This window comes from Frankia sp. CcWB3 (assembly GCF_977927595.1).
In genome coordinates this window covers 1-9914 of sequence record NZ_CDWRCK010000161.1, presented here as the reverse complement: position 1 = coordinate 9914, position 9914 = coordinate 1, and the positions used below count along the sequence as shown (strand labels likewise).

4 protein-coding genes and 1 pseudogene are annotated in these 9914 nt (G+C 73.5%); 4 read left to right on the top strand and 1 reads right to left on the bottom strand.

Features of this window, described 5'->3' with window-relative positions; translation table 11 throughout:
- The 4 genes and pseudogenes from ACY5KJ_RS13185 to ACY5KJ_RS13170 form a co-directional block, all read left to right on the top strand.
- Positions 1–4849 (top strand): condensation domain-containing protein (locus tag ACY5KJ_RS13185; protein ID WP_462203464.1); only part of this gene is annotated, 4849 nt, incomplete at its 5' end.
- A 51-nt stretch (positions 4850–4900) separates the two neighbouring features.
- Positions 4901–5581, top strand: a pseudogene (locus ACY5KJ_RS13180) (YqcI/YcgG family protein); the annotation flags it as partial.
- Between the two features lie 190 nt (positions 5582–5771).
- Positions 5772–6053 (top strand): MbtH family NRPS accessory protein, encoded by a 282-nt coding sequence (locus tag ACY5KJ_RS13175; protein ID WP_462188594.1) that lies wholly within the window; start codon positions 5772–5774, stop codon positions 6051–6053.
- Between the two features lie 15 nt (positions 6054–6068).
- Positions 6069–9356 (top strand): amino acid adenylation domain-containing protein, encoded by a 3288-nt coding sequence (locus ACY5KJ_RS13170; protein ID WP_462203463.1) that lies wholly within the window; start codon positions 6069–6071, stop codon positions 9354–9356.
- Between the two features lie 26 nt (positions 9357–9382).
- On the opposite strand, the gene ACY5KJ_RS13165 is transcribed toward ACY5KJ_RS13170, so the two are convergent.
- Positions 9383–9914 (bottom strand): MOSC domain-containing protein (locus ACY5KJ_RS13165; RefSeq protein ID WP_462203462.1); only part of this gene is annotated, 532 nt, incomplete at its 5' end.

Here is a 9914-nt window from a genome sequence, read left to right as displayed (position 1 = left end):
CCTATCGCTCGACGCCCCCGCCCTCGACGCCCCCGCCCTTTACAGTCCAGCCGGTCCAGCCGCTGCCCGGCCGGACCCGGCCGGCGCGGCCAGCGTGATCTACACCTCGGGGTCCACGGGTGTCCCCAAGGCGGTCGTCGGCACCCACCGGGGCCTGGTCAACTTGTTCGTCTCCCACGTGGTCGACCTCATCGCGCCGGCCGAGCACGCCGCCGGCCCGGACCGGGACGCTCAGCGGGTACTGCACGCGGCCTCGTTCAGCTTCGACGGCTCGTGGGAGCCGTTGCTGTGGCTGCTGGCCGGACACGAGGTGCATGTCGTCGACGAGCTCACCGCGCGGGACGCGGCCGCCCTCGTCGACTACATCGAGCGGGCCCGGATCGACGTGCTCGACCTGACCCCGACCTACCTCCAGGAGCTGATGAGCCAGGGGTTCCTCCGGCCGGGGTCCCCCGGCACGACGAGCCACCGGCCGGGCGTGCTGCTGGTCGGCGGCGAGGCCACCCCGCCGCCACTGTGGGAGCGGCTGTGCTCCATCCCCGGGATGGTGGCCCACGACCTGTACGGGCCGACCGAGTACTCGGTCGACGCCTACGGCTGGCACAGCGCCGGCGCTGGGCCGGCGCCGGCCGGCACCGGCCCGGACCCGGGCTGGGCCGCGCCTGTCGCCAACACCCGGGCCTACTTGCTGGACGCCGCTCTGGCGCCGGTCCCGGACGGGGTGGCCGGCGAGCTGTACCTGTCCGGTCCCGGGCTGGCCCGGGGCTACCTGGGCCGCCCCGGCCTGACGGCCGGCCGGTTCGTGGCCGACCCGTTCGTGGCCGACCCGTTCGGGGCGCCCGGCGCGCGGATGTACCGCACCGGCGACCTCGCCCGCCGCCGGCCCGACGGCTCGCTCGCCTTCCTCGGGCGCGCGGACGATCAGATCAAACTGCGCGGGTTCCGGGTCGAGCCCGGCGAGATCGAACGGGCGCTGGAGGCGGCGCCCGGCGTCGGGACGGCGGCGGTCGTCTTCCGCCCGGACGCCCCGCCCGCGCTCCAGCTCGTCGCCTACCTGGTACCCGGGCCGGGGAGCGGCCCGGACCCGGTCGCGTCGGCCCGGGCCCACGCGGCCCGCGTGCTGCCGGCGTACCTGCTCCCGCAGGCGTTCGTCGCGCTGGACCGGCTGCCCCGCACGGTCAACGGCAAGCTGGACCGGGCGGCGCTGCCCGAGCCGCCCGCCCCGGCGCCGGCCGCCGGCCGCCGGCCCCGCGACGCGCGCGAGGAACTGCTGGCCGAGCGGTTCGCGGCCGTGCTCGGCGTCGACCGGGTCGGCCTCGACGATGACTTCTTCGCCCTCGGCGGCCACTCGCTGCTCGTCATGCGGTTGTGCGCGGCGGTCCGGTCGGCGTTCGGCGTGGAGATCACCCCCCGCACGGTCTTCGAGGACCCGACGGTCGCCCGGCTCGCGCGGCTGATGGAGGCGGCCGGCACCGCCCGCCCGGCGGTCAGCCGGCGGCGGCGCCCGGAGAACCCGCCGCTGTCGTACGCCCAGCGGCGCCTATGGGTGATCGGGCAGGTGGAGGGGCCCAGCCCGACGTACAACATCCCGATCACCTGGCGGCTGACCGGGCCGCTGGACGTGCCCGCGCTGCGCGCGGCGGTGAACGACGTGGTGGCCCGGCACGAAGCGATGCGGACCGTCTTTCCCGCTCCCGACGGCGAGCCCGTGCAGCGGATCCTCGACCCGGCCGGCGCGGAGATCCCGTTCGAGGTGGTCGAGTGGGCGGCCCCGGCCGGCGGCGACCGGCCCGGACCGGAGCCGGGCGGGGACGGCCTGGCGGACCTGCTCGCCGCGGCCGCAGCCTATCCGTTCGACCTCGAGCGCGAGCCACCGATGCGGGTGACCGTCGTCCGGTGCTCGCCGGAGCTGCACATCGCGCAGTTCCTGGTCCACCACATCGCGGCCGACGATGGCTCCGACCGGCCGCTGGCCCGCGACCTGTCCGTCGCCTACCGGGCGCGGGCCGCGGGCGTCGCGCCGGACTGGGCGCCGCTGCCCGTCCAGTACGTCGACTATACGCTGTGGCAGCGTGCGCGGCTGGGTGACGAGACCGACCCGACGAGTTCCGCCGCCCGATCGCGGGAGTTCTGGCGCCAGGCACTGGCCGGCCTGCCCACCGAGCTGGCGCTGCCGAGCGACCGGCCCCGCCCGGCCGAGCCGAGCCACACCGGCGGGATCGTCGAGCTCTCGCTCGACGCCGACGCCGTCACGGCGCTGCGCGCCGTCGGGCGGGCCCACAACGCCAGCCTGTTCATGGTGCTGCGGGCGGCCGTGGCCACTCTGCTGCACCGGCTGGGCGCGGGCGAGGACATCCCCATCGGCAGCCCGGTGTCCGGCCGGGTCGACGACACCCTCGACGACCTGGTCGGGTTCTTCCTCAACACGGTGGTCCTGCGGACCGACCTGTCGGGTGACCCGTCGTTCGGCGAGCTGCTGGGGCGGGTCCGCGAGAGCGACCTCGCCGCCCTCGACCACCACGACCTGCCGTTCGACCGGGTGGTGGACGCGGTCAACCCGCCGCGGCTGTTGGCTCGCCATCCGCTGTTCCAGGTCATGATCGTGTACCTGGCGGCCTCCGACGCCGTCGACGAGCTGGCCCTCGACGCGGTCAGCGCCCGGCCCGAACCGGTGCGGCGGACCAGCGCCAAGTTCGACCTGTCCTTCGACTTCATCGAACGGGCCGGAGCCGACGGCGGCCTGACCATCGGCGTCGCCTACAGCGACGACCTGTTCGACCGGTCCAGCGCCGATCGGATCGGCGCGCGGCTGCGGGAGCTTCTCGCCGCCGTCGCCGCCGACCCGTCGGCGCCGGTGAGCGGGCTGGAGCTCAGCTGGCCGGCGGCCTTCGCGGTCCCGGCCAGCGCCGACCGGGAGCCGTCGGCGCCGGTCGCCGGCGGCGCGGGCGCGACGGTGTCCGGGCGCGCTCCCGGGAACGACATCGAGGCGACCCTGGTCGCCGCCTTCGCCGCGGTGCTCGGGGCCGAGCGGGTCGGCGCCGAGGACGACTTCTTCGCCCTCGGCGGCGACAGCATCGTCGCCATGCGGCTGGTCAACCGGATCCGGGCCGCCGGCCTCACCGTGACCCCGCGGCTGCTGTTCGGCCACCGCACGCCCGAGACGCTCGCCACCGTTGTCACACGCCGGGCACCGTCCGCTGTCACGCGCCGGGCACCGTCCGCCGCCAACGGGACGGCCCGCGCGCCCGCCGTCGGCGCGGCCGAGCCGGCTTCCGAGCCGGCTTCCGAGCCGGCCGGGATCGTCCTCGTCCCGCCGACTCCGGCGCTGCAGGCGGCGCGCGGCCGCGGGGCGACGTTCTCGTCGTTCTCCTCGCCGGTGCTGCTGCGCACCCCGGCCGGGCTGGACCTGGCCACGCTCCACGCGATGATCACAGCGGTCGTGGACCACCACGACGTTCTGCGGGCCCGCCTCGTCCGCTCGGACTCACCCGGTGCCTTCCCGGACGGCGCGGTGGCGACCGGCGCGGACGGTGGTCCCGCCTGGTCGCTGGCGATCGCGTCGCGCGGCGGCGTCGACGTCCGTCCCTGGGTCCGCCGGATCGACGCCGCCGGCATCGCCGCGAGCGACGGCTTCGACAGCGTGGGCGGCCGAGCGCTGATCTCAGGGCTGGCGGCGGCGGCCAACACCGAACTCGATCCGGACAGCGGGCAGGCCATTCGCTGCGTCTGGCTGGACGCGGGCAGCGAGCGCCCGGGCCGGTTGCTGCTGATTATCCACCATGCGCTGATCGACGGCGTCTCCTGGCCGATCGTGCTGGATGATCTCGCTGCCGCGGCGGGCGCGCTGACGGCGGGCGGGCGGCCCCAGCTCGCGCCCGTCCCGGTCTCGTTCGCCCGATGGGCGCGCCGCCTGGACGAGCGGGCGCGCGCGACCGAGACCGAGGCGCGGCTGCCGTTCTGGTTGGACCTGCTCGGCCGGGCCACGCCGGTGGCCTGGACGGCGGACGTGGCCGGTCCGGCCGGACCGGCCGGACCGGCCCGGGTGGACCAGCCGGAAGCGGTCACCGTGAGCGTGCCGCCGGAGCGGGCGGCCGCGCTGCTGTCGACGGTTCCCGCCACGTTCGGGGTCGGGGTGGACGAGCTCCTGCTCGCCGCGCTGTCCCTGGCCGTGGCCGACCAGACCCGGCCCGGCGCCGCCGGCTCGTCGGGGATGGTCGTGGCCGTCCAGGCCCACGGCCGGCAGGAGCAGATCGTCGACCATCTGGACTTGTCCCGGACGGTCGGCTGGATGGCCGAGATCTACCCGTTCCTGCTCGAGTGGCCGGCCGACGACGGCGCCGCGTTCGGTGCGTGGGCCGTGGACGCCGCCGTGGCGCGGGTGCGCGAGCTCATGACCCAGATCCCCGACGGCGGAACCGATTACAGCATGTTGCGCTTCCTCAATCCGCGGACCGCGCCGGTCCTCTCGGCGGCTCCCCTACCGACGATCTACCTGAACTACGTGGGTCGGTTGGCCCGGGGCGAGGTGGCGGACTGGTCGGTCGCCGCCGAGGACGAGGAGCTTTTCGCCGACTGGAACGCCGAGGCGCCCGATCCATTCCCGCTGAGCCTGATCGTGCGAGCCCTCGACGGCCCGGGCGGCCCCGAGTTGAGCGCGCGGTGGACGGCGGGGCCGGATGGGCCCGGCGCGGCGGTCGTAGGCAACCTCGCGGCCGCGTGGCTACGGGCGCTCGACGCACTCGCCGCCCGCGCCGCGCACCGGGGGGGCGGCGAAATCACCGGCAACCGCTTCGGCCGGCCGGAACTAAATCCACATCGCGACCGCCGGTCGGGACCGGCCCGCGGCTGAGGAAAGAGAGAAAGCAGAGTGCGAGACAGGCCGAAACTTCGTGGGGTGAGTATGACCAGCACGACCGATTCATACCGCGAGGAGATCCTGGACCTGGCCATCGGCCCGATGCCAGGCTGGGGCGCCGCCTGCGCGCGGGATATCATGGCGACGCTGCGGTCCGACGCCGAGCCTTTCCCCTGCGTTTTCGCGGTGGCCGCGGCCCATGGTGGCGGGCTGCGGTTCGGTTTCGTCGACGATCTGCACGATGAACGGACCTGGTCCGTACTGCCGGATATCCTTGCCGCCTATCTCTCGGTGTACCAGTCGATATCGCGGAACACCTCCCTCGTGGTTTTCTTCGGATCCGGCGGCGGGACGGCGGGGCCGGAGCCAGACGACGTCCTCTCCTACGAACAGCGATTCTGGTCGGTGCTGCGCTATCTGCACGACAGCGATGGCGAGCCCTGGCCGTCGGACATCCCGACCGACATCGACGATCCCGGCTGGGAGTTCAGTTTCCGCGGCACCCCGATTTTTGTCGTCTGTAACACGCCGGCTCACCACCGGCTACGCAGCCGGAGCAACCCGGTGTTCACCATCACGTTCCAGCCCCGCTGGGTCTTCACCGGCCTGGAGCCGACCAGCCCGCGGGGCGCCGCCGCGCGGAAAATAATCCGCGAGCGTCTCAGGAGGATGGATGAGGTGGATTCAACGCCCCTGCTGGGCTCCTACGGCGACCCGGACAACCGGGAATGGAAGCAGTACTTCCTGCGTGACGACGCATCGGTCGCAGAGAAATGCCCGTTCCACGCCGCTCCCGGCCGGGAGACGGCCGGAACAAGCGCCGGGAAAGCCGCCGTGGAGACGCCCGGAACAGCGCCCGGGGCGGCGGTCGGGAAAGCGGGGCCGGCCCGGCCCGGCCGCGACGGGCCTGTTCAAGGTGGTCGTCAACCAGGAACAGCAGTACTCGGTGTGGCCGTACGGGCGACGCAATGCGCTCGGCTGGTTCGACACGCCCGTCACGGGAACCCGGCAGCACTGCCTGGACAGCATCGAGCTGAGTTGGACCGATCTGCGGCCACGCAGCCTGCGGCGACGGATGTCAGGCCGCGGCGGCGGCTCGTCCGGCGCCGCCGCGCCGGCGCGCACCGGCCGGTACGGCGGGCTCGAGGGCCCGGACCCGGCGTCGGGCCGCGGGCCGGTCGCCACGAGTTCCGCCTGAACGGAAGGGAAAACCATGGTCGCGAGACGGTCTTCCATCCCTACTTCGGGTCCATCCAGCGACGTTGGCCGGGGCGGGACCGACCTCGACCAGCGGCGACCGGTCGCGGACGACTTCTCCAGCGGGCGGGTGGATCCGCTCGTCGAGCGCTCGCTCACCGCTCTTGTGGCGGAGGCGACCCGCCGGACGCCGGAGGCGACCGCCGTTGTCGGTCTGGCGGGCGCCGACGCGGGCGCGGGCGTGGCCGTCACCCTCACCTACGCCGACCTCGAACGGCGGGCCGAAGCCGTCGCCGCGTCGTTGCGCGCGGTCGGGGTCGGCCCGGAGGTGACCGTCGGTGTGTGCCTGCTACGCTCGGCCGCCCAGGTGGTGGCCCTGCTCGGTGTGCTGCGAGCCGGCGGCGCGTTCGTCCCCTTGGACGGCTCCTGGCCGGCCCGGCGCATCAGCGCGGTGGCCGACGAAGCCGGGATCGCGGCGGTGGTGGCCGGGGCGGCCGGCGCCCCGCCCGAGCTGTCGGCCAGCGCCGGCTTCGTGCCGCTGCTGCGGCTGGACCCCGCCGGCCGGCTCGTCACCGCCGGTGGCGGCACGCCCGCCAGGGCGGTCTCGGCCGACAACCCGCACCCGTACCCCGCCGTGGACCTGGAGAACCTCGCCTACGTCATCTACACCTCCGGGTCGACCGGGACACCCAAGGGCGTGATGATCCGTCATCAGGCGATCTGCAACCGGCTGCGCTGGCAGGTCGACCTGCTGGGCCTCACCGGTGATGACGTCGTCCTGCACAAAGCGCCGTTGAGCATCGACATCTCGATCAACGAAATCCTCCTGCCGCTGGTCGCCGGGGCGCTCATGGTGATCGCGCCGCCTGGGGCCGAGGCGGATCCGGGCGCGTTGCTCGAGATCATCCGCGCCCATTCGGTGACGTTCTGCTATGTCGCGCCGTCCACGCTCGGGGCGATGCTCGAGTGTCCGGACGCGGTGGAGGCGGGGCGTTCGTTGCGGCACGTCTGGTGCGGGGGCGAGGTCCTGCGCGACGAGGCCTACCGGCGCTTCCGGGAGCGGTGGCGGGCCCGGCTTTACCACGGCTACGGGCCCGCCGAGGCGACGATCGGCGTCTCCTGCCGGGTGTTCGACCCGGACCAGGCCACCGCCCGCGTGTCGATCGGGCGGCCGAACCCGAACACTCAGCTCCGGGTCCTGGACGCCGAGTACAACCCGGTGCCGCTCGGCGCGGTCGGCGAGCTCTTCATCAGCGGGCTGCCGCTGGCCCGGGGCTACCTCAACGACCCGCGCCGCACCGCGGACCAGTTCGTGCCCGACCCGTTCAGCCCAGTGCCCGGCAGCCGGATGTACGCCACCGGAGGCCTGGGCCGGTTCCGCGCCGACGGGGAGATCGAGTTTCTCGGCCGGGCCGACAACCAGGTGAAGATCCGCGGCTTCCGGGTGGAGCTGGAGGAGATCGAGAACGTGCTGTGCGGCCAGCCTGGGATCCGCCAGGCCGCCGTCGTCCTTGTCCCCGGCCAGGCAGGGGACGACGGCGAGCTGCGGGCGTACTGCGTGCGCGCGGGGGCGAGCGGCCCACCGAACCTGCGCGCCTGCCTGGCCGAACGGCTGCCCGAGCACATGGTCCCGGACACCTTCGTCGACGTCGCCGAGCTGCCGCTGACCGCGGCCGGAAAGATCGACCGGAGCGCGCTCGCCGCGCCCGGCCCGCCTGGCCCGCCCGCCGCCAACGACCATCCCCACCAGAGGAGGAACTCGATGACTTCGGACCAGACCACGACGCTGGCCGGGCCCACCACCCCGGAGCGATCCCTCGACCCAGTGCCGGCGGCGAGCGCGCCGGTGGAGCAACCCGGCCGCTCGGAACCCGTCGAGCCGGCCGGGCCCGACGATCTGGCCCGCCGGGTGGAGGCCGCCCAGCACGGACCGGGCGCGCACGCCCTCGTGCGCTCGTTCGCGTCGAACCCCGCCTTCCGCCCGGCCGAGTGGGAGGAGCTGACCACCGAGGACGACCCGTACCGGCGCCCGGTCCGGCCCGCCGACCTGGCCTGGCTCGACTACGGCACCGCGCTGGGACCCGAGGACACCCTCAAGCTCTCGGGCCTGCTCGGGCACCGGATGCTGCGCAACATCTACGACGCGGACCTGCTGTACCTGCCGCCGAACCGCAACGCGGCGGCCGATCGTGACGCCTCGGACTTCTACGGCGCGGGGAACCGGCTGCGTGGCGCGCTCGCCCAGCCGGTCCTCGAACGCCACCTGTTCTCGTTCCTGGCGCACCAACGCCCGTCCCCGCCGGTCGGCCCGTCCGCCGGCGGGTTGCTGAGCGAGCTGCGCGGTTACTGGGAGGAACGCCGGGACCACCCGGGGGACGCGTTCACGGTGCTGCGCGGCACCCGGGACCGGCGCGAGGCGACGACCTTCGCGTTGTTGCAGCTCTCAGCATTCCTGCCCGCGGTACGCACGGCGACCGCCCGCGCGTCGCTCGGCGAGTACGACCTCGCCCAGCCGGTCGCTCGGCGACTGCTTCTCGACGACTACCGGCGCTGGGTGGCGGGCTCGGACGCCTGGACGGCCCTGCTCGCCGTGGCCGGGCTCACCCCGACGGCCGGGGCCTACTGGCAGCTCTACCTGAACACCTCGTTGGCCCGGGGCAACCGTCTCCACCAGCTGTCCCGCGCGCCGCACCGGCATGCCGAGCTGCTCGGCGCGTTCGTGCACCAGCGCATCGACGACGCGGTCGCCGCCGCCGCCTGGGCGGATGCGGTCGAGGACGGCCTCGGCGAGCGGCCGGCATTCTTCGCCTCGTCACCGCCGGCGCTGACCCCCGCCGCGCTGGACGACCTGGTCGACACGCTGCTCACCCCGCTGCTCGCGCTGTCCGGGGATGCGGCTCTGACCGCCTTTCACGCCGGTTTCACGGACGCCGCCCAGCTCGCCCGCCGCTGGGACCGTGACCTCGCCGAGCAGCTGGCCTGGGCCGACTCGATCGAGGAGTACAAGGCGAAGGCCGAGGCCATCGACGCCTACCTCACCACCGAGGGGATAGCGGTCGACCTCGACACGTTCGTCGAGTCGTGTGACGAGACATCGACGACGCACGTCCACGACGAGCACCGGCTGGTCATGATCGAGTCGGGTGACATGCACTTCTGGAACAACGTCACTCACAAGATCGCGTTGAGTGACGGCGACAAGATTCTCATTCCCAAGTCGCGGCTGCACGGATCGACGGTGCTCTCGGGATCGTGCACCTACCACCAGCCGATCATTCCGGACGACATGTACCTGAAGTTCTGACCGCGCCCGGCCCGGCGACCGAGACGTTACCCGCCGCTGGCGGGAGCTGATCGGGCCAGCCGTCGCTGAACCTTGTTCCGTAGGTCTTCCGGAAGGAGATCCGTGATGCCGCCGAGGGCGGGCAGCCCGTCGGGCTCGGTCGTGAGCGATCGGAAGACCTGCCCGACGGTTAGCCCGTGCCCGGGCCGGTGCAGGACTGTGATCGAATCCCCGGCGGCGGCCTCTCCTTCGGCCAGAACCCGCAGGTACGCGCCGGGCGTACCGCGCCGCGAAAAGCGCTTAATGAGATCCGGGACGTCCCAGAATCCGGCGAAAACACGGCAGGGGGTGCGGGGCGAGGTCACCTGGACCACCGCGGACCCGACGGCCCAGACCTCGCCGATCCGAGCGCCGGTGACATCCATTCCCAACGACGTCAGGTTCTCCCCGAAACTACCCGGAGGGATATCACGGTCAAGGGAGCGCGACCACCAGGAGAAATCTTCGTGAGCGAACACGTACACGGTCCGATCAACACCGCCATGAAACGTCAGGAGTCGAAATGAAATAACTTGCGCG